Source organism: Brucella anthropi ATCC 49188 (assembly GCF_000017405.1).
Classification (GTDB): Bacteria; Pseudomonadota; Alphaproteobacteria; order Rhizobiales; family Rhizobiaceae; genus Brucella; species Brucella anthropi.
The window spans coordinates 775,867-797,909 of record NC_009668.1; the positions used below are offsets into that span (position 1 = coordinate 775,867).

Below are 22,043 nucleotides of genomic sequence, written 5' to 3' on the forward strand. Positions count from 1 at the left end.
TTACCTCTTATGCTGCCTCGACACGTGCGATACGCAATGTCCCGATCAGATCGAGGTAGCGTGCGGCGGTCGTGTCGATGGTGTCCGGATGACGCGCATTCTCGCTCAGAGACTGGCGCAAGTCCGGGTTTTCCGCCATTCGACGCATCGCCTGTGCGAGCGCGAGCGGATCATTCGGCGGAACGGTGAGGCCATTGACCTCATTCTCAATCATTTCGGCCATTCCGCCGATATTGCTGCATATGACAGGACGATTCTGCCCCTGTGCTTCCTGAATGACGAGCGGAGCATTTTCCCACCAGATCGACGGCATGATGGCGCAGTCGACGGACTGGATCAGCTGGGCAATGTCCTCACGACGATAAGCACCCCGACGCTGGACAAACGGCGATGTCTCGGCAAAGAGCCGGTCGATTTCGCTGACAAAGCTTTCGCTTTGGAATGGTGCTGCGCCGTGCACGCGCAATTCGAAATCGAAACCCTCGGAAATAAGCTGCTGTGCTGCTTCAAGCAGGACCGTCGCGCCCTTCCACGGATTGAGATTGCCGAAATAGCCGAAGACCGGTTTGTTGCGCTCGACCTGCCGCGTTTCGGCGGCGGGGCGCTCCGGTTGGCCATTGGGAATGACGCTGATCTGCTCTTCCGCAAGTCCCCATTCGACATAGCGTTGTTTCAGAAACTCACTCGGTGAGACGAAAGCATCGACTGCGCTGAGGAGCGATTTGATATGCCGTTCACGCAGTACGAATTTATCAAGCGCGATGTCCTTGAAACAGGCATGGCAGCGGTCAGGACCGGCCCCATGACACAGTTCCTTTCCAGTGGTACGAACCATCAGGCCATCATGGTGACAGATGGGGTAATAGTCGTGTAAAGTCAGTATGATACGGCAGTCCGGTAAAGTTCGGCGCACGATATGCGGGAATTCGACGCCGAGCAAAAGCAGATGGTGCAGATGGACGACATCAGGCCGGAAATCCTGCAGTAGTTCGACAATGTCGGGAACGATCCCGTAAAGGTCGATCTGGCTCATGTAGAAACGGTCGAAATGACCGGACCAGAGCAGGATTTCATCGCCACCATTACCGATGCTCTGAAAGCTCGTACCGGGACGGGCCTCACGATGCACCTTGTTGGTGGCACCCATGAACATGGCTTCGCAACCGGCGCGCTGATAGGCGCGGAAAAGATCGTGCGCGAAAATTTCAGTTCCGCCGGGGTGCAGAGATGGATGGTTATGGGCTGCTATGAGCACACGCTGGGCCATCAGGCAGCACCTCGCGAGGCGATGAAAAGATCCTGATAATGATCCGCTTCGATGCCGCGCCAGTGGCCGAATGATTTTGTTTCGAGCGTCAGTTTCGTGCCGGCAAGCGCACGATCCAGAAATCCGTTTTCAAACCCGACCGCCGCAAGCGGCGGCAATTCCGGTACGAACCAGCACGGTCCGTTGCCATGGCGTTCAAATGCAAGTCGTTTGTCCCGTTTGCCAAGGCGGTCGCGCGCGGCCACATCGTCCACGACGAAGGCCGTCATGAATAATTTTCCACCGGGAACGAGGACGCGAGAAATCTGATCGAGATAGGTCTTAACCTCGTCTGACGTCAGATGCGTGACCACCGATGTCATGATGATGAAGTCGAAGCTCTTGTCCGCGAAAGGCAGGACGAGATTGAGCCCGCTGACCGCCCCTTTTGGGTTATAGAGGTCGTGGGCAATATCGATGTGGCGGAACTCGAAGTTCGGATAACGCGATGTGATGTTCTGGCGACACCAGTTCACGCCGCCTGCCACGGGATCAATCCCGGAATAGCGCGCTTTTGCTGGATCGAGATATTGCGTCAGCGGCACTGCCATGCGACCGATACCCGAACCGATATCGAGCACACGGGCATCGGGTCGAAGCCCGCCCTTGCGAATGAAATGACCGAGAAATTCGGCGCCGACTGCACGATAATCCCCGTCGCCGACGAACACGCTGTTCGGGTCGGGGGAGGGCAAAAAGCGGTTCTTCAAAACAGACTGCATCAGCCAATCGATCTGCGCATCCGGTATTGCTGGTTTGGCTTCAAATTCTGGCTGTTTCAGCGCTACCACGTCCGTCAAGCGGCGCTCCTTTCAGATTTGGTCATAATCACATTGGACAGGTCGGCAGTGCCCTCCTGCTCCCGTGGCGGGACCATCAATTCGGTAATGTCATCATCCCAGCGCTGTGTGTGGAGCCAGGAATTATATTGGCTGGCGAGGCCGCGCATGTAATCCGTGCTGCGGCGGATCGAACGGCGCTCGAAATGGTAAAGTGCTACGGCGGGTTCATAGAATATCTGGAAGCCAAGTTGCCTGATCTTCAGGCAGAGATCGCTGTCCTCGTAGTCGCCGATCACATAGTCTTCCGTAAAGCCGCCGACGAGATCGAAGATATCCTTGCGTGTTATCAGGCACGCACCGGTAACCCCCGGCACCTCCCTCGAACGAAGCGCAGGCGGATAGTTGCCCGGCATACCCTTGTAATAATGGTGGTTCAGCCAGACCCCCTGACGGTCGCGGGCAAAATAAAGCCCCGCATGTTGAAGCGAGCCATCCTCGAAAAGAAGGCGAGGACCGATTGCTCCGAGCTTGGGCTGATCGAACAGAGGCTGGATCAGCTGCTGCAGCCAGCCATGTTCCGCAGGAACGACGTCGGAATTCAGCATCACGATAGTCGCTCCGGTCGCAATGCTGGCGCCTGCATTGCAGGCACGTGCATAACCACCATTGCGGTTCATGATGGCGAGCTTGAATGGCATATCGTGCAGAATGTGCAAGCCGCCCAGCATATGCTCGGTGTCGTCCTGAATTTCAGGAGAATCCAGCACGAAAATGAACTCTGCATTCTCCATCAGCCAAGGGTCCGTCGCCATCGACGAGAACTGGAAACGCAGAAAATCCAGGTTGCGGTAGAGTGGAATAACGATGGATGCGAGTGCGGAGGCGGGCGTTGTTCCGTAATCCTTCACTTCGGATATCCGCACCGTTGCGGCGAGCTTCTTCTCAACTTCGGTGAGAGCTGGTCCCAGAATATGCGAGAAGACGTGAGGCCTTGCCTGCTGCGGCGGCACGGACCGCAAGATGCGATTACGCTGCGTCGATGGCTCGAAGGGTTGCGGTGCGGGGACGAGGGGCGCGGTGGTACCGGACGCAAGACGCATCTGGAATCGTGGCTGCAAGAGCGGCCCAAGATTCTGCACCGAAGGAAGCCAGGCGACAAAGCCCGTCACATCCTGCTGTGGCGTATCTTCCCGCTTGGCAATTTTGGCTGGAAACTTGTGAAAGTTCGGCTTCAGCGACAGCGCGCTTCCGTTTTCGGGAAGATATTCGATATCGGCAAGCATGGCGGCGGGGTCATGCATCCACCCGCCAACAATCAGTCCGCCATCGAGCGCCAATGCGAGATCGATTTCCGCTGCGGGATGGGTGGCCGATTGTGCTATCTGGCGAACAGGGAGCGGAGTGCGCGTTTGCAGGTCGATGGCGACCGCAGCACCGGAAGGGCTTAGTTTGCCGAGCTGGCGAACTAAAAACTCCCGCAAAGCACCATTGCCCTGCCATTTGGTCCACCACTTGGCGAAATCTGTTTGTTCACCGGTCGTTGCCGCAAGCTTGCGAACGGCAACGCCTTTCTGGCCGGTGAACACCAGCAGCAGCGATGACGGCAGGTCTTGCGCTGCTTCCAGCAGAAAATGGCATGGCTGCCAGGCATTGCGAGCCTGCCTGCCCACCACAAATCGTGGCGGAATAACCGTGACGCTGCCGGGTGTGATGCCATAGATGGCCGAAATCTCGCCCAGCATCGGGTCGACCGCGGTTTCAAGAAGGTGATGTCCCTGAACCGGCTCGCCGCAATGCTGGGCCTCGCGCGGTTCCGGCGTCAATGCGAAAGTCAGGTCACGCACGAGGGATGCGAAAGTCTGGTTTCGCGACAGCCGGAAAGTGCTGCGCCACGTGGTCAGAATATTGGTCAGAAGCTTGATGTGGCCGGGTAAGGTGAGGTCGCTCACGACATACTCAACGTCAAAGGGAGCAAGCTCGTTAGCTGGATACACGATAGCCTGAGCCGTAGGGCCGAGAGAGCCTGCGGAGAGCGAAAGTTCGACGGGTTCTTTACCCGTGCGCATGGCCCAAAACATGCGTAGGCCGCCATTCTCGAGCGGAATGCCAACGCTCAACAGCGGAACCGGCTGGGCCGCCATTTCAAATGTACATTTGGTGGTTGTGCGAGCCGGGCCTGGGATATCCCAGATGACCACAGCGACATCGGCGCAAAGACGGCAAATAGAGAGGTTCTCGGTTTTGCTTTCAGTGTCCGCCGAATGATCGAGGTTCAATGTGAGGCCCTTTCATTCTTGCAGGAAGTTCGGCTTGCAGGAAGTTCCGGGCACGCAAAACTAGGGAAGATGCGTGCCCGGTGAAGACGAAACGTGCCCGACGGGAGGATTGCCGGGCACGCTCTCAATTGTTCAATCAGTGAACAGTGAAGTACTGGTCGGGATGAGCCTGTACATCGTCTGCATTGGTGTTCACGAGGGTAACGGAATCGCCATTGCCGAGATCGACAACGACATTGCCACCAACCTGCGTGACACGATCGGCAAGATCGTCTGCGGAAGCGATATCAAGACCATTGATACCCTTCTGAATTTGCAGAATGTCTTCGCCGGGATTGAAGTCGAGAATGACGTCGTTTCCGCCGCCACCATTGAACAGGAATGTATCGCTGCCATTTCCGCCGATGAGAACGTCGTTTCCGGCACCGCCATCGAGGATATCGCTGCCATTCCCACCGTAGAGAATGTCATTATGCGCGCCGCCAAAGAGCAGGTCGGAGCCGTTGCCGCCCTGGAGAATGTCATCTCCATTGCCGCCATACAGCACGTCGCTGCCATTGCCGCCGCTCAGGACGTCGTTTCCTTCATTACCGAAGAGAATGTCGTTCCCGTTTTCGCCGAACAGGGTGTCGTTACCCGCGCCGCCGAAAAGGATGTCACTCCCGTTACCGCCGAAGACAGTGTCGTTACCATCGCCTCCGAATACGAGATCATCACCGCCATGGGCGCGGATGAAATCGTCAAAGCGGGAGCCGAACAACACGTCGTCGTAGGCGCCGCCTTCTAAAGTGGCCATCTGCTTCTCCTTGTGTTCCTGTATGGGGTTTCCACAAGCCGGAATGCTCCGACCATTATGCTCTTAGTAGTCTGCTCTGCATTAACTGGAATTGCAACATTGGTAATTGGTATAAATTTGGCAACTATAAGTAACAAATTATTACGATTAATTTATATTACAGTTGTGTAAACAAAAATATGAGTGATATTTATAGTCATTATAATTTCTATTTAAGTTGTATTTACAGAGAAAATAGTTCTAAATTTGAAATATCGGGGTGATGAAAAGAAAAGTGAAATATTTCAATGAGATGACGCCGCGCATGAAATGTCATGCGCGGCGTCCCTTCTTTTCGGAATTTCAACCTATGATCGAGTTTTACTTTGAAATTATCTGATCATTAATCTTCACGGAATGCCCGGTTCAAACTATCTGTGATAGGTGAGACCAAGTAATCGATGGCGCGACGCTCCTTGTGCACGATGATTATCTCGGCGGGCATGCCAGGATAAAGTCGGGCAGTCGGATTTGCGGCAAGTGACGCCGGAGTAATTTCGGCTCGCGCGACGAAAAATGCGGTATCTGTCTTTTCATCGAGGGACTGATCGGCGGCAATATAGGTCAGTTTGCCGTCTAGCGGCGCCATTGAGCGCTGATTGTAGGCAGTTAACCGGATCTGTGCGCCTGCGCCAACCGAGATGCTGTCGATATCACGCGGGCTGATCTTCATTTCAACGACCAAAGGTTCGTTCTCAGGAACGATATCCATGATCGCCTCGCCCGGCGCGATGACGCCGCCCGGTGTGCGCAGCCGGATGTTCGCGACGATACCATCCTGCGGCGAGCGAACTTCCACGCGACGCATCACGTCCTTGGCGGCAACGATACGTTCCTGCACATCTGAAAGTTCGACCTGGCTGGAGGTGATCTCTCCTGCGATCTCCGACTGGAGATCGCTTTCGATCCCTGTCAGGGCGAACTCCGCACCGGCTTTCGCCTGTTCGGCTTTCGCCTTGTCACCGGCATATTCGCCGCGGTCGCCCGCAAGCTGGCTGAGGCGTGTATCGATTTCCGTGAGTTTCGATTTCTGGGCAAAGCCTTTTTCAACAAGGCTGGCAATCGCCTTGCGCTGTTCGCTGATAAGCTCGATCTGTCGGTCGGTTGCCGCTATCTGCGATGTGGAGGCCTTGGCCTGTTCAGTATATTGCTCGATGGTCTTCTGCTGGATGTCGATCTTGCTCAGTTTCTGCGCGAGTCTTTTCTGGAAAAAGATATTCTCGGCGCGAATGGCGTTCTGTGCATTCTCACCGCCATCGGCGAAACCTTCCGGAAAACTGATTTCTTTTTCGCCGGATTGCTCGGCGCGCAGGCGGGCCAGTTTTGCGATCAGGCCGATGCGCCTGCTTTCCAGAGACTGGAGATCAGAGCGTGCCTTGGTGTCGTCAAGCCGGAGCAGGGGTTGGCCAACCTTGACTATGTCGCCTTCCTGCACGAGCAGACGATCAAGAATGCCGCCTTCGAGATGGCTGATTGTCTTGCGCTTGGAATCGACAATCACCGTGCCCATTGCGACTGCCGCACTTCCCAGATTAGCGGAATAAGCCCAGGCGAAGAATCCACCGAAAGCGACACCGATTGTGGCGAGTCCTGCAATGATGAGACCGCGCAGCGGTGACCTCGAATCCTCTCGTTCCAGATCAAGCGCCCATTCAGGTTTGACACTGCCGAAACGGGTGAGGGTTTTGTGATCCGATGATTCTGCTCGCGGCGCGAGCAGGCTGGAAACACGACGAGAAATGACTGATTTACCCATCATGCGTTTGCTGCTCCCATTTGCGGGCCGTTATTGGCAGGTGTCAGTGATGCGACGACATCGGTGCGCGGACCGAACTGTGAAATCCGCCCGTTTTCAAGCACCAGCAGCTTGTCGGCGACCTGCATGATAGATGGCCGATGTGCGATCATGATGACAATGGCGCCATCGTCGCGGGCATGTTCGACGGCCCGGATCAGGGCACGTTCGCCGACGGCGTCAAGATTCGAATTCGGTTCGTCGAGAACGATCAGGCGGGGGCGGTTGTAGAGGCAGCGGGCGAGCCCGATTCTCTGACGCTGACCGCCAGAGAGGGTGAGGCGACCGTCGCCGACCGGCGTGTCATAGCCGAGCGGCATGCGTCCGATCATCTCGTGCACATCGGCAAGGCGCGCGGCTTCCAGCACGCGATGCGGGTCGCTGTCACCCATGCGGGCGATGTTGTCCTTGATGGTTCCGTCGAGCAGCGAGACTGACTGCGGCAGATAGCCGGCAATCTCACCGAACGAACCGCGTTCCCAGAGATAAACGTTATTGCCGTCGAGGAAAACGCCGCCTGACGTGGGTTTGACGATACCGATCAACAGTCGGGCCAGCGTTGATTTACCGGCAGCCGAAGGACCGACGACGCCCAGCACTTCACCTGGCGAAATCGAGAAGGAGATTCCCTTGATGATTGGAACGTCGACGCCCGGCGCTGCATAGATCAGCTTGTCGATCACGAGATCGCCGTTGGGTCGCGGTGTTGGCATGGTCTGGCGAACGGCCAGATTTTCCGAAAGCAATGACTGAACGCGTTTCCAGCTGGCAATTGCGCTGACCCACTGGCGCCAGTTTTCAACGATTCGATCGAACGGCATCAGCAAACGGCCGATGATGATGCTGGTCGCGATCATGGCACCGGGGGTGATTTCCTGCTGCATGGCAAGCAGCGTGCCGATACCGAGCGATCCAATCTGGATGATGAAACGTGCCGTGCGGGCAATCGAGGATAGGGCACGGGCGCGTGTTCCACCGAGGTCGAGTACTTCCAGCGCCTGAACCTGCATCGTTCGCCATCGACGAGCGAGCGCCGGAAGCATGCCCATGGCTTCGATGACTTCGGCGTGGCGCAAGCTGCTGCCGATTTTGGAAACCGCTTCAATGTTGGCTTGATTCGCCTCCTGAATCAGATTTCGGGTCAAAAGGTCGGTGAGCAGGCCACACGCCACCAGAATGATGACCGCGACGAGACCGATCACGCCCAACATCGGGTGAAGCAGGAACAGAACGCCGAGGAAAATCGGCGACCATGCCGCATCGAGCGGAGCATTGATGGCCGGGGATGTAAGGAAACTGCGCAACTCGTTGAGATCGCGCAACGTCTGCGTCGCTTTCGGCATCCCCTGATTCACAGAGGCCTGCACCGCTGCTGTCAGAACCGCGAGGTTCAGGCGGCGCACGAGCGCGCTGCCCATGGCCTGGAAGGAAAGCGAGCGGATATATTCCAGCACGCCGAACACCAGCATCGCACCAATGGCGAGCACAGTCAGCATGGTGAGCGTGTCCATGCTTCGGCTGTTCAGCACCCTATCATGAACCTGCAACATATAGAGAGGTACAGTGAGTTGTAGCAAATTGATACAGGCGCTCAGCAGCACTGCATAAAGTAGTCCCGACAGGAAAACGCGGCGGGCCTTGAAAATCAGGCCTTTGGGCGTAGTTACCGAATCGTCCTGCCCCTTTTTGTGCGCAGGGCTCTTGCCAATCGATTTGAATTCGCGAGTATCATTCATACGCTATCTGCCTTGGAATGGTCACAGGTGGCGGATATCCCTAAAAACTGTGTGCTAGTTCTCAAGATCAGTAAAGTAATACTGCAGAGAATGTGACAGAAAAAAGGTTCTTACGGCGGGGAAATGCGAAAGGAGCAAAGAAAATATAACTGCAAATTTCTTCAAAATTTGAAGTAAAATTGAAAATGGAGAGCAAAAGATGCAAAAACTTCTACACGAGGGAGTGGAAGTCGAAACATCAGTCGATGGCTTTACTGCCGTTGATTTTCCTGAAGTTACCGCCGAAAAACAGGAACGCAGACATCCGGTCCATACAGTCGTTATCACGCATTTCGAACTGGCCCGGATGATAGAACGAGTAAACCGCCGCTTTGTGAGCTTGCTGAAAACCGAGCTGACGAAGTTGGGCGTGGAAGATATCGGTCCGGCCCAGACCCTGGTTCTGATGGCTATCGGCGATGTCGAGCTCACTGTGGGTGAATTACTGGATCGCGGACATTACGTCGGTTCCAACATTTCCTATTATCTTAAACAGCTTACCGATGGTGGGTATGTTGATCGTGTCGCCTCGCAGAGGGACAAACGGTCTGCCCGTATCCGCCTGACGGACAAGGGTGAGCGGCTGTGTGCAAGCTTGCGGAATGCAAGCCGGGCCTACAACCATATCCTCACTCGCGATGATGACGATCTCAGAAATCTCGAGATCGCCTATCAGACTCTGCACAGACTGGAACTCGTGTGGGGTAACGCCGCACGATTTGGCATTTGATGTGTTGCGACGCTTTTCGGCCACTAGCCGAGCACGTTTCGTAACATGCGTATAGCATTTGTGCACAGGCGCGGTTTCGGCCAGTTTGCTGCTTTAGCCGAAAGTCTGGCTACCAGCGGACATGATGTAAGCCTGATCTGCGAGACAGTGGACCGTCGCCTCCCAGCGGTCCGCGTCATCCGCCACAGAGTGGAATCTGGTCCTCGCACCGGCGGTGCGATGGCCAGATATCTCGAAGTACCCGATCATCATACGAGGATCGGGTACCGTGTGGCCGAAACCCTGGAATCCATGGCTCATCAAGGCCAGGCACCTGATATCGTCATCGGTCATATTGGTTGGGGCAGCATGATGTTCGTCAAGGACGTGCTGCCGTCAGCACCAGCTCTTGGTTATTGCGAGTTCTTCTATCGCGCCAATGGTGCGGATGTAGGATTTGCGCCCGGCGACCGACCAGACATCGAAACTCGCAAGCGTCTGCGTTTGCGCAACATGGCCCAGCTCGTCACCCTTGAGGGAATCGATGGTGGGTTTAGCCCGACACACTGGCAGAAAAGCCTCTACCCGCGTTCCGTGCAGAATCGCATCGCCGTGGTGCACGAAGGGGTGGATACAAAACTCTTCTATCCAGACCGTCACGCCACGATTCAGCTACCCGATGGACGCACGCTGAAGGCAGGAGAATCGCGCGTGATTACATTCGTCGCACGCGATCTCGAACCCTATCGTGGATTTCCGCAAGCGCTCGAAGCCGCTGCCAAGGTCGTTCGGCAGAACGATGATGCGATCTTCGTGTTTGTCGGCGGTGATGGTGTCAGCTATGGAACGCCACCGCCCGGTGGCGGATCGTGGCGCGAGCATCTGGTCAAGAATTTGGATCTACCGCCGGATCGCATCGTATTTCCTGGTACAATTCCGCACGCCCAACTCCGTAAGCTCTACCAGATATCCACCGCGCATATTTATCTGACATATCCGTTCGTCCTGTCTTGGTCGGTGGTGGAAGCGATGGCCTGCGGCGCGCTTATCATCGGTTCGGACACGCCGCCCGTTCGGGAAGTGATCCGCTCCGGTCAAAACGGGCTGCTCGTGCCGTTTTTTGACTCGGATGTGTTGGCGGAAGTGATCATGAATGTCCTTCGTGACCCCGATGCATGCCTCCAGATGCGTGCAGCCGCACGCCGGACAGTCGAAAATCGGTTCAAACTGTCGGATTGTTTACAGCAGCAAAAAACCTTGATCGATGCAGTATTGAACGGGAGATAGTCAGTATGTGGCGACAATCGGGCGTTCAAACAGTGATGATGAAATATAAAATGCCGTATTTCTGCGTGTTTACGACGTAGGCGCAATATATATGCACATTGTTTCAAATTTTGAATTAAATTTGTTCCAAATATTCGCAATATTATCATATAGTTGATGCTATAATGCTGTTGACAATACATTGACTGTATTTTCTCATTGCAAGTGCAGGCCGAGACTCCCAAGTCGGCCATCACACAATGGATGATTATGTTGAGCACACCACTTCCTGCGATCTCGGCGCGGAGATCCCGCCGATATGCCATTGCTTCGATGCGTGATCGTGAAGCGCTGGAAGCGACGTCTCTGGGCGGGCTGACCACTTTTGTTGAAGGGGATGGAAAACGTCTTCGGCTGGCGAATACATTTCCGCTCATCGCAATTGCTGCTTCGCAAGAGGGCGAGGACGAACTGAAGACGGTTCTGCAACAGGTTTATCGTCTGAGCACCATTCCGGAACTTCCCGTTGTGCGAATCGATGATGCGACGGCTGAAACCGTTCCCCTGCTGGTCACCCAACTGCTTGAGAGCAGTCTGGACCGTCTTGTCGGCCACGTCAGCAAGGTTCACACCGAGCTCGCCATGCTGCGTCGCGAGCGTGAGACAATGTTTGAGAATTACCGGGCGATTGAAGACGCGTTTCACGCTCGCAACTGGGATTCCTCAACGGAAATCTTCAGTCATGCCCCTCTGGTAGACCCAAAGGATGAAGGTTTTGCACGTCTGCTGCGCGAATCGGAGATCGAGCAGCTTTTCCCGGTTTCGAGTTATGCCGTTTCCGGTTTTGCCCTGCATTTCCGTGAGTTGCCTGCTAATCGCAATGGCCAGCTGATCGTCACGCTGGACTATCTTGAAAACGGTGAAGGGATTGCTGAGTGGCTGGTGCCTTACGGTGCGCTGCATTCGGAGTGGAACTTCTTCTCGCTTCCGAAGGCGTGCGATGGCAGCCATCGCACATTGCGTCTGCGCATCTCAGCTTCGGGCGGGGTTCCACCAGAATTGTCGTTGGGCAATGTGATCGCCAATGAGCGTTATGCAGCGCGTGCGCGTATTCCACATGCTGATCTTGACATGCGCCCTCTGGCATTGCGGATATTCACCGGCCTGCCGGGCGTCCGTCCGGCATCGCTGCCGAATGCCATTGTACCGACTGCGCTGATCAATGGCCGCAAGGTTGATGATTACCGTCTGCCCGTTGAATTGCTGCGTAACGTGGCCAACGTGTCCGTCACACCTATTACGCCCGACTTTCCGACTGTGCGGTTTCTGGAACATGAAGATGCCATCGGCTGCCATCCGCTTGAGGAGGGGGTCACCGCAGCTGCAATCCGTCGTGTGGTCGCGCCGGGCACAGTACGAGTTTCAGCGCGGGCTGTGATTGATCATCCCGAAGGCCAGCCCTGCGCAGTGGGACTGCTGCTGGTCAATCTGGCGTCGGATGTGAAGGAAGAAATCGATGCGATTTCCAGCCTCGACCGCCGCCGCCAGCAGGTGTTGTTCAGCGGCTGGTCGGAAGTTGCACCCAATCGTCCGATCGACATCAACTTCATGCTTGAGGAACCGATCGACCGCACGATGGATCTCGTCGTCCTGAGCAAAGCCGCAGCAGGTTCCGTGGATTTTTCCTGGCTCAAAGTGTTCAACTTCCGGCTGGTCAAGCACATCGAGGCGCGCCCCAGTCAGGAAATAACCAAAGAGGCCGCGAATGTACGATAGGTCGAAAGATTTGATCGTTGTCGCCATGCCGCTCTATGGTCATGCGGCGCTGGCTCTCGAAGCGCTGGAAACCGTTCTCGCGTCAGAAACGGTTTTCCGCACGCAGATCGTGGTGTCCGTCGATGGTGATCCGCGCCGCGAAGTGTTTGATAGCCTGACGCTTTATGCGGCGGCTCATCCAAACATTCACATCATCTTCGGCGAGAATGCAGGGCCCGGCGGTGCGCGCAATCGTGCTGTCGACTATATTCTCGAAGAGATGCCGGATGTTAAAGCGGTTTATTTCGTTGATGCCGACAACCGGGTACAGCCCCACACCATCGATACGCTCTATCGCAAGCTTTTGGCGTCGAATGCGGGCTGGGTCTACACCAATATCGATACCTTTTCGGTCAACTGGCGCGCTCATTATGGCGACAGCTATTCGCGCCTGATCCACTGCATCACTGATAATATCTGTGATACCGGATCAATGATTTCTGCGGAGGTTTTCCGCAGCGGTGTCCGTTTTGATGATGATCGTCAAAATGGCTTTGAAGACTGGGAGTTCTGGCTGTCCGCCATTGAGGCAGGCTTTGTCGGCGCGCCTTGCCACGATACCGGCTTCGAGTATCGCCTGCGCGCGGAGAGCCGTTTCAAGGAAGCTAATCGTGACCGCTCCGGCTCGATCAATTTCCTGCGCAAACGGCACAAGGCGCTGTTCCGTCGCCCGACGCTTGTGGGGTTCGAGCATGAAGAATGTCCGCGCTATGGCGTGATCCGCGCAGGCGAGGGGACAGTCAGCCTTTTCACCGACCTCAGCCTCGGCACGAAAGATCTCAAGTTCGACGACGCAATTCGTGCCTTCTGGGGCAGTGTGTCCGAACCGGACAATTTTCACTTTCCTCCATTTCTCGCCTCGTCCAATACCGAGACGCTGAAACTTCTGGCGCGTTCACGACTGCTACCGAATATCCTGTCGCGGCTCGAAAAGCTTTCTGAACAGGCCAATATCGTCTTTGTGGAACTCACCAATGTTGAAGACGAGCGGCGCATTGACACCGAAATCATGCCTTCCGGCACGCGCCAGCCGCACGCTGATCTGATTTTCGTCTCGACGAAATTGATCAAGGACATCATCGAAAACGATGCGCTGGATTGGTTTGCATCACTGGGCACGCAGCAATTGTGGCCCACATCAGCGCGGATGAAAGTGCGTTTCCCGTTCCCGCGTGTGCGTCAGCGCCGGGCCTTGTCACGGCCTGAACAATCGATGCTCAATCTGGTGACGTCGATTGCGACGAGCCCGCTTAAGCAAAGTGCCGCCATGCGCTGGACATGGCGTCCGCGTCGCCTGCCCGCACTTTCTGAAATGTATCAGGTGCTGCGCAATGAACTTGGTGGCGGGCCGGTGCTGCCACTTGCGCATAATGCAGCAAGGAAGAAAACGGCCGCCGTTCTGGTGCCGAATGCCTCGTTCGGCGGGGCGGAGAAGGTTGCTTATGCCGCCGGGCGTGAGTTGAAAAACCAAGGATTTGAAACCCATCTCTTCGTGCTCGGCAATGAGCGGATGGATGTGCTGGACGAATTCGACCAGTCCTTCGATTATTTGCATTTCTGGAAGGATGGCATTCCCGCTTGGGGGGACACAAATCGCTTCTTGGGGCAGGATTTTATCACCGACGATCATCCGCTTGACTGGAGCATCCTGCGCGGCCAGCTTTCAGGATTCGACCTTGTCGTGAACAATCACGTCATGGCGGCGCATCCTTTGATGGGTAAACTTCGCTCTGAAGGCACGCGCACCGCCTGCTATCTGCATGTGGTGGATGAAACGGTCTTCCGCCGCCAGGCGGGGCAGCCCTATGCCGCGATTGCCTTCGAACATGCCTATGATGCATTTCTGACCTGTTCGGATCAGTTAAAAATCTATCTGCACAGCTTTGGCGTGCCGTATGAAAAAGTGTTTTCCGTGCCAAACGGAGCCAGTTTTTCAATCGATACAAAACTGCGTACACAGGTCACTGCGGCGCGCAAGCAAGGCCGCAAAGGCGAGCCGATACGAATGCTCTATATGGGGCGTCTCGATCGCCAAAAGGGTATCGACAGGCTGCATGATGCTATCGTCAAGCTGAAAGAGCAGGGTATTCCCTTCGAAGCACAGGCAATTGGCGGCGAAATCCTCTCTGATGATCCAAGCGCATCTTGGATGACGCGCTTGAAGGATGCGGGTGTGAAAGTCTCGCCCCCAGTCTTTGACGGCAAGGATATCGCGAACCATCTTGCATGGGCCGATGTTCTCCTGATGCCATCGCGCTGGGAAGGTGCGCCGCTGATGATTGCCGAAGCACAGCAGCTTGGCTGCGTGCCGGTTGCCACAGCGGTCGGCGCTGTTGATGAGCTCATCAATCATGGCCGCGATGGCATTCTCATCCGCAATGGCAATGACGCGCAGATCGTCTCTGACATGACCCGCATTCTGACCATTCTTGCACAGGATCGCGAAGCCCTGATGCGGACCGCTGAAGGTGCGCTCACCTCCGCTGCTCACCGCACATGGAGTTCGGCTTTCTCCGAATTTACCGATTGGGCGAATGAAATACGCCCCGCTTATCCGAAATCCCGGTCTTCCCAGCCGGATGTTGCAGACGCTGCCAGCACGATTACCGCTCTTCCCGGCCGTGCAGTTGCCTGATTATACCAGAAAGGTCGACCTATGAGCCGCCCAACCAATCCAAGAATCCTTGTCACGGGCATTCCGAGCCATCTGACGCGCCTTATCCAACGTGCGGATAAAGCACAGGTCCATTATTCGGAAAAACAGAGGGATTCCGAATCCAGGGATAATTTCATCCAGGAGCTGAAGAATATCAGCAATACTGGCAATTATCTGATCGGCGAAGGTGCCATGACGGCGCTTCTGCCGAGCGCCAAGCACATTCCGTTCTGGCATCTCTATAATTGCGTGAACAATGGAACGGGTCTCGAAGAGGTCAACAAGGAATTCGATATCTGCGTCTTCACCTGCGCAAACCTTCTGCGCAAAGGCCTGTCTGCGGATGCGGAAGCCCTCGTTCTGTCCAAGCTCGACATGCCGGTGGTTATGCTCGGTATAGGCATCCAGAACCGTCCTGACATTGAAGGCGAAGACGGTCTGCCAGCGGGCACGAAGAAGCTTTTGGAAGTACTCAAATCCCGCGAGCATTATTTCCTCACGCGCGGTGAAAATGCTGCCGGATATCTCCGCGATCAAGGCTTTTCCTATGTTCGTCCGGTCGGCTGTCCGTCGCTCTATTTCCGTCCGGATAATATGCGCAAGGCGATCAGCCGTCTGCCCGATGTGAAGGTGGGCGAGGGCCGTACCGTTTTCACCGGCTATATGGGTGCGGAACTTGAAACCATTGGCGACATGAACGCGCTGAGTTCGGATGACGGTCGTTCAGCCTATGTGGTTCAAGATGAGCTGCTGCACTTTGATATGCAGCTTGAATCCGATGTCAATGGCCGCGCCTACGACTCCACAACTGGCGAACTTGTCGGGCCGCTGACCTATAAGGGTTCGGACGATCTCAAGAAGAAGATCAGCGTTCACGCCTTCCTCGATACTAATCAATGGCGCGCCTGGTGCTCGACCATGGATTTCTCCTTCGGTCGCCGCTTCCATGGCAATGTTATTTCAATGCAGGCTGGTGTGCCGAGCCTGATGGTCGCCGTCGATGATCGTATGCGAGAGATGCTGAACTTCTCCGGTCTGCCGAAGATCGACGCGCGCGATCTCAATGCGGCCAATGATCGGAGGGCTTTCGTGAGCGACCACATCGCCGCGATGAATATCCCCGAAGTCATCGAAAACTACTCGGCGCGAGAACGCAATTTCCGAAGCGTGCTTTCAGAAATCGGTATTGGATAACTCCCAGTCCAACCCGGTCTGAAGCAGACTTCAGATTTTTATTGTTCGCATGTCTTTGTCCCAAAACCGGTTCCCACTTTTGGGAGACATGCCTTAACTCCAGCGAAGATGGATCACCATGCGCATAATGATCACCGGCATCCCGTCCTATTTGATGCGGACCGTCGAAAGCGTTTCAGGGGCGAGTGTCAAGCATCGCCCATATTTCGAGCCCATTCGCACCAAAAAGGATGTGATCGATCAGGTCAAGAAGATTGCCAATACGGGCAATTATCTCATCGGTGAGGGTGCAGCCAATGCAGTGCGCGGCCATGATGTAACCTATGTCCCGTTCTGGCATCTGGCCAACAGCCTCAATTCACCGGATACCTATGCGAAGCTCAACGAAAGCTTTGATCTTTGCCTGTTTGCCTCAGCCAACCTTCTGCGGCCCGGTTATGCGGCAACGACGGAATCCTTCGTTTTTGAAAAGCTGAACATGCCGATTGTGGTCATGGGCATCGGTATTCAGAAGAAGGAAAATCTGAAAGCGGAGTTGCCAGAAGGCACGCGACGGTTCCTCGAAATTCTGCGCCGCAAGGAAAGTTTCTTCCTTACGCGCGGGCATTTCACCGAAGAGTTCTTGAAAGATGCGGGCATGAAATATGTCCGCCCGACGGGTTGTCCTTCGCTCTATTATGCGCCGGATCAGATGAAGCTCTCGCTGAGCCGCCTTGCCGATCCTAGCCTTGCAGACGCGCAGAAAATTTCCTTCGGTGGCTATCTCGGCAGTGTGGCGGATACGATTGTTGATGCCCATGCACTGCTCGAAAAGGACAGCGTTGCAAGCTACGTCATTCAGGATGAGGTCATCGTCTACAACATGAACATGGCGGGTGAAGATCATTCCGAAGCCTATGATCAGGCCGCAAGCCGCATCACAGCGCCGGTCGATTACAAGCACATGGAAAAATGGCAGCGCAAGAACGAATTGCTGGTGTTCTTCGATACGCACAAATGGCGCAGCTGGATTTCCAGTCAGGATTTCGGCCTGAGCCGCCGTTTCCACGGCACTATCATCGGAATGCAGTCGGGCGTCCCGGGACTGATGATCGCTGTCGATGACCGTATGCGCGAAATGCTCGGTTTTGTCGGCTTCCCGCATATTGAAGCGAGCGTCTGGAACCGCGAGCCGCAGAAAAAAGCCTATCTGCGCGATTTCCTTTCCAGGATCGATGTGCCAGCGGCCATCAATCGTTATTCGGAATGTGAAGCCAATTTCAACGGCGCGCTGAAGGATATCGGTATCCGATGATGAAAACCTGCAAGAGCATCGGGAGTGGGGTGGTGGCAGCGGTGGCGCTTTTAGGCGGCATGTTGTTAGCAGCCCAATCTGAGAGCGCTTTTGCCGATACGCGCTTTGGCGTCAACAGGGTCAACATGGCCTGGCTCAAGCCGGCAGAGCGCGAAAAAATCTTCGACCAGATGGTAGAGAACGGTGTGGTGGCGGTTCGGCTGTCACTCACACGACCGCTCGATCAAAGCATCGATGCTGTGCGCCTTGCCCATGAGAAGGGTCTGGCCATTCTGCTCGAAATATCGCTCAACAATGCAGACTTTTATCCTGAAGGAACGAAGCCCCGTTCCGGGCGCGGGCGTATCTGGGACATGTATCGGCTTTCCGATATATCTCCCGAGCACTTTCAGCAGGCGATGGGTGACGCCTTGCAAAAGATTGATGCGCTGGGTGTGCCGCTGGTCGCGGTTGAACCCGGAAACGAGATCAACTGGGGCGCTTATAATGGCGATCTTGCCATCCTGCCCAAGGAAAAGATGAAGACTGCCCGCTCTTTAAGCGAGATGGACGAGCTTTCGCTGGTCGAAAAAGGTGCTGAAAAATACGTCGAACTTTTGCGTATTGTCCGGGCAGAGCTGGCGAAAACCAGGCATAGCACCAAGGCAAAGGTCGTATCTGCGGGCTTGTCCGATATCCCCTTCATCGATGCCGACCGGCGCGGAATAGACACTGTTGACCCCGCCGTCTTTACCGATCTCCTCAAGAAGTATGGTCTTAATGACGCTGCTGATGGCTACGGCATTCACATCTATCCCGGCAGCAGCGGCACGCGGGCTGCGCGCGCGAAGCATATCAACGGCGCACTTTCTTTCTGCGGTGGAGCAGATGGCAAGCCTTGCTGGATCACCGAATGGGGCTTCGCAAATACGTCCAAGGCCTGCCCGGCCAATGACAATAATCGCGAACAACTGGTCGAGAAAGCACGCGACCGTTTTCGGCAGATGATGGATAGCGGCCAGATAGCAGCCGCTTATTATTTTGATTGGGATGCAAGCACTTACGGTGTGTGGCGTTGCGGTTCGCTGACGCCAGCCGGTAAGGCTGCAACGGTGACGAAATGAAACTCAAGACTGTAATCATCGGTGGTTCAAACACCGTCATGCTGCCCGGTTATCTGCCGACGCTTTTATCGACGATGGCGAAACGCGGGGTGGAACTCGACATCGTCGCTGATCTCGCGGTTGGGGGCACGACGAGTGCTCTTGGCCTTTATCAGCTCAAGCAGTTTGAACAGCTCGAAGAGTGTGAGCTGTTGCTGATTGAGTACGCGATCAATGATGCCTTCGTTTATGGCGATGAACGGCGTCCATTCCGTCATTGGGCACGGTTTTACGAAGGGATCATTCGTTACGCGCTTGAACGCAACCCAAACTTGCGGATTGCAACGCTTGTGTTCGGCGCACGTAATGGCTCATTTCTGAATTCCGTTCCCTCGATTGATGCAGGCATCAACTACATTTCGCAATGGTATGGAACGATCACGGTTGATGTTTCGCGAATGCTGATGCAGCAATATGGCCGCGATGTCGTAAGCAATCCGGCTTTCTATCTCGATCAGGGTCATTATGCGCGCCCAGTTTCGACAACCATCGTTGCGAACTTGATTGCAGATGTTCTCGAACCGGCTTTGTCTGTTCCACATCGTCCAAAAGCGCTGCCGTTCGCTATCGACCCGGATCATTTTGCCAATGCGCGTGCCTTGAGCGGCGAGCAGCTTTGCAAGCGGCTGGGGCGCGTGCCGGTCCAATACAGCAATCGTCGGTTCTCGATCTCGGCGCTCGATCTTGGTGCGGACAGGATGCGCTTTGAAGTTGATAACGGACAACTGCTGGCGCTTGGCTATGTCTGTGATCCGCGCATTCCACCGCTTGATGTAACGATGGGCGGGGAGGTGCATCGCGCGGCAATGATGAAGGGCGGCGTACGCGACGGAACCTACAAGTTTCTGGTTTCGATGCTGAGCTTCGAGTTTCTTTACGGCATTAAATTGCTGGAAGCACGCGGGAATGTGGCACTTATTCTATCTGGTGCCGAAGAGGGTATGGAACATAAGCTGCATGTTCCCAAAGATAGTGCCCATCACGAGGAACTGCCTGTGGAGCCGGTGCTTCCGATAACCGGCATCCTGTTTTCCGGCAATTTGAAAGTCATGTCGCTGGAGAAGAAAGCTGCGGAAAACACCGTTCTATCAGAAGCGGCCCAGTAGCCGTTATTCTACGAAAATGTTGACGCTGGCGGCCCGTCCGGCAGCGTCAACCACGGTCAACGTTGAATATCCGGTTCCGTCCGGTTGCCAGTTTGTTGTCCGCCGCCGCTCGATCTCAGCAATGGGCTTGCCATTGGCAAGCCAGCGAAACGGTGCGCGTCCGCCCTGTAATTTCAGCACCAGCGGCGATGCATTGTCGGTCAGGGCTTTCAATTCGACATGCGCGCCATCAGGTGGAAACACGATGCGCGGTGCAGGCTCAATCGTGGCTTTGAGAACCGGCAGAGGATCGCTCGCAGACGAAAAACGTATCTGCGTCACCGGAAGATCGGCGCGTGCCGTGCGAAATGCGCCAGCAGGCGCACGCGGCAGCGGCACTGACGCAACCCCTGAACGTACAAAGGCTTCAAACAGGATTGGAGCCGCCGAAACATAGCCCGCGAGTCCCGGCACCGAGCCACCATCGGCACGCCCGACCCAGACACCCAGCACATAACGCCCGTCATAACCGACCGACCATGCATCACGATATCCATAGGACGTGCCGGTCTTGTAAGCGAGGCCGAGGCGTTTAGCACCCTGCGGCGGCACGACACCGGCCAGAATATCGCCAATCTGCCACGATGCCTGCTCGCTCAGAATAGGAGCCGATGGCTGCACCGGCTCGGTACCTTCGGTGCCGTCACGAAGGGCTGCACCGCGACCGCCATTGGCAAGGCCTGTATAAAGCTGCACCAGATCGCGCAGGCTGATGCCCGCGCCACCAAGGCCGATAGCCAGTCCCGGCGCTTCGCCTTTCGGCAGTTGCAGATTAACCGCCGCCTGACGAATGCGCGTCGTGAGCCGTGCAGGCCCGACAGCATCAAGCAGACTGATGGTCGGAACATTCAGTGACATTTGCAGCGCCTGACGGATGCTGACATCGCCCTGATAGCTCATATCAAAATTGCGTGGACGATAGCCTGCAAAATCCTGCGGGCGGTCCTCAATGATGGTTTCCTGCGCAATCAGTCCCTGCTCGAAGGCCAGCCCATAGATGAAAGGTTTTAACGTTGAACCGGGCGAGCGCACGGCGCGGGTCATATCGATCCAGCCCTGCCGCTTGCCATCAAAATAATCAGCGGAGCCGACTTCGCCTAAGATATTGCCGTTGCGACTGTCGGCCAGCACCATGGCGACCGATACTTTTGGCCCAAGCTTCGCAGCAGCTTCGCGTGCCACAACTTCAAGCCCAGCCTGCACCGACTTCTTAAGCGTCAGGTGATGCCGAGCCTCGGTCGGTGCCGGCTTCAATGCGAGATCGGCAAAGTGGGCGGCCAATGCAGGCAGCGGATGACGCGTCGCGGATATGCGCTCACGCGATGCACGTTCGGCTTCCTCGCTGGTGAAAACTGCAGAGGTTACCATGCGTGTTAACACACGATCCCGCGCGGCAACCGCGTTCTTCATCTCGCGATCCGGGCGGCGGCGTTCAGGCAATTGCGGCAGAGCCACAAGAAGTGCTGCTTCCGAAGTGGTGAGGCGAAGCGGCTCCTTGTCAAAATAGGCAAGTGATGCCGACCGCACGCCCTCCAGATTGCCGCCATAAGGTGCAAGCGTCAGATAGCGTTCAAGAATTTCAGACTTGCTTAACCGCCGTTCGATCTGGATTGCACGCGCCAGCTGTCGGAACTTGGAGCCGAAGCTGCGGCTTTCGCGAGGTTCGATCAGGCGGGCAAGTTGCATGGACAGTGTGGAGCCGCCGGAAACAATACGACCACTCCCTGCAAGCTGATAAGCGGCGCGCAACAGCGCCCAGCCATCAATACCGCCATGATCGTAGAACCGCTTGTCCTCATAGGCGATCAGCATTTTCACGAATTTCGGATCGACATCCTCAATCCGTGTATTGAGCCGCCAATAGCCGTCCGGCGTTGCATAGGCGCGGAGCAAAGCGCCGTCACGATCCATGACTTCGGTGGAAATGGTCAGCCGTTCCGGCAAAGGCGGAGGATAAGCGCGGTCGAGCCAGTCAAGCCCAGCAACCGTTCCTACAGCGGCGATGCCGAGAAACGCGGCACCGCCAATCGCTATTTTCCACCGCCTTTTCATT

Annotated in this window: 15 protein-coding genes; 8 read left to right on the top strand and 7 right to left on the bottom strand. The window is 55.6% G+C overall.

Features of this window, described 5'->3' with window-relative positions; all coding sequences use genetic code 11:
• Positions 1-7: 7 nt before the first annotated feature.
• From OANT_RS17755 to OANT_RS17780, 6 genes are all read right to left on the bottom strand, one after another.
• Positions 8-1,267, bottom strand: a complete 1,260-nt coding sequence (locus OANT_RS17755) for a glycosyltransferase family 4 protein (protein ID WP_012092856.1) — start codon at positions 1,265-1,267, stop codon at positions 8-10.
• Complete coding sequence (locus tag OANT_RS17760; protein WP_012092857.1) at positions 1,267-2,106, bottom strand: class I SAM-dependent methyltransferase; 840 nt, start codon at positions 2,104-2,106, stop codon at positions 1,267-1,269. Before OANT_RS17760 ends, OANT_RS17755 begins: the two co-directional genes overlap by 1 nt.
• Entirely contained in the window at positions 2,103-4,364 is a 2,262-nt protein-coding gene (locus tag OANT_RS17765; RefSeq protein ID WP_012092858.1) for a glycosyltransferase family 2 protein, read from the bottom strand. Before OANT_RS17765 ends, OANT_RS17760 begins: the two co-directional genes overlap by 4 nt.
• A 136-nt stretch (positions 4,365-4,500) precedes the next feature.
• On the bottom strand, positions 4,501-5,160 hold the full coding sequence (locus tag OANT_RS17770) for a calcium-binding protein (protein WP_012092859.1): 660 nt from the start codon (positions 5,158-5,160) through the stop codon (positions 4,501-4,503).
• 382 nt (positions 5,161-5,542) lie between these two features.
• On the bottom strand, positions 5,543-6,958 hold the full coding sequence (locus OANT_RS17775; protein ID WP_010658634.1) for an HlyD family type I secretion periplasmic adaptor subunit: 1,416 nt from the start codon (positions 6,956-6,958) through the stop codon (positions 5,543-5,545).
• Positions 6,955-8,730: a type I secretion system permease/ATPase gene (locus OANT_RS17780; RefSeq protein WP_012092860.1), complete on the bottom strand. Its 1,776-nt coding sequence runs from the start codon at positions 8,728-8,730 to the stop codon at positions 6,955-6,957. The genes OANT_RS17775 and OANT_RS17780 overlap by 4 nt, the downstream gene beginning before the upstream one ends.
• A 199-nt stretch (positions 8,731-8,929) precedes the next feature.
• Here OANT_RS17780 and OANT_RS17785 point away from each other — a divergent pair, with 199 nt between their 5' ends.
• The 8 genes from OANT_RS17785 to OANT_RS17820 all read left to right on the top strand — a co-directional run bounded on the left by OANT_RS17785 (position 8,930) and on the right by OANT_RS17820 (position 19,951).
• Complete coding sequence (locus tag OANT_RS17785; protein WP_010658636.1) at positions 8,930-9,499, top strand: MarR family winged helix-turn-helix transcriptional regulator; 570 nt, start codon at positions 8,930-8,932, stop codon at positions 9,497-9,499.
• Positions 9,500-9,544: 45 nt separating this feature from the next.
• Positions 9,545-10,765 (top strand): glycosyltransferase family 4 protein, encoded by a 1,221-nt coding sequence (locus tag OANT_RS17790; RefSeq protein ID WP_012092861.1) that lies wholly within the window; start codon positions 9,545-9,547, stop codon positions 10,763-10,765.
• 249 nt (positions 10,766-11,014) lie between these two features.
• Positions 11,015-12,520, top strand: coding sequence for a DUF6212 domain-containing protein (locus OANT_RS17795; protein WP_040128355.1), 1,506 nt, complete (start codon positions 11,015-11,017; stop codon positions 12,518-12,520).
• Positions 12,510-15,194 carry a glycosyltransferase gene (locus OANT_RS17800; protein ID WP_012092863.1) on the top strand — a complete coding sequence of 895 codons (2,685 nt, stop codon included), beginning with the start codon at positions 12,510-12,512 and terminating at the stop codon, positions 15,192-15,194. Before OANT_RS17795 ends, OANT_RS17800 begins: the two co-directional genes overlap by 11 nt.
• A gap of 21 nt (positions 15,195-15,215) precedes the next feature.
• Entirely contained in the window at positions 15,216-16,409 is a 1,194-nt protein-coding gene (locus OANT_RS17805) for a polysaccharide pyruvyl transferase family protein (protein WP_012092864.1), read from the top strand.
• Between the two features lie 118 nt (positions 16,410-16,527).
• Positions 16,528-17,703 (top strand): polysaccharide pyruvyl transferase family protein, encoded by a 1,176-nt coding sequence (locus tag OANT_RS17810; protein ID WP_012092865.1) that lies wholly within the window; start codon positions 16,528-16,530, stop codon positions 17,701-17,703.
• The gene (locus OANT_RS17815) at positions 17,700-18,806 is read left to right on the top strand and encodes a hypothetical protein (RefSeq protein WP_012092866.1); all 1,107 of its coding nucleotides are present in this window, start codon (positions 17,700-17,702) and stop codon (positions 18,804-18,806) included. Before OANT_RS17810 ends, OANT_RS17815 begins: the two co-directional genes overlap by 4 nt.
• Positions 18,803-19,951 (top strand): hypothetical protein, encoded by a 1,149-nt coding sequence (locus OANT_RS17820; RefSeq protein WP_012092867.1) that lies wholly within the window; start codon positions 18,803-18,805, stop codon positions 19,949-19,951. The genes OANT_RS17815 and OANT_RS17820 overlap by 4 nt, the downstream gene beginning before the upstream one ends.
• Positions 19,952-19,954: 3 nt before the next feature.
• On the opposite strand, the gene pbpC is transcribed toward OANT_RS17820, so the two are convergent.
• Complete coding sequence (gene pbpC / locus OANT_RS17825; protein ID WP_012092868.1) at positions 19,955-22,042, bottom strand: penicillin-binding protein 1C; 2,088 nt, start codon at positions 22,040-22,042, stop codon at positions 19,955-19,957.
• Between the last annotated feature and the right edge of the window lies 1 nt (position 22,043).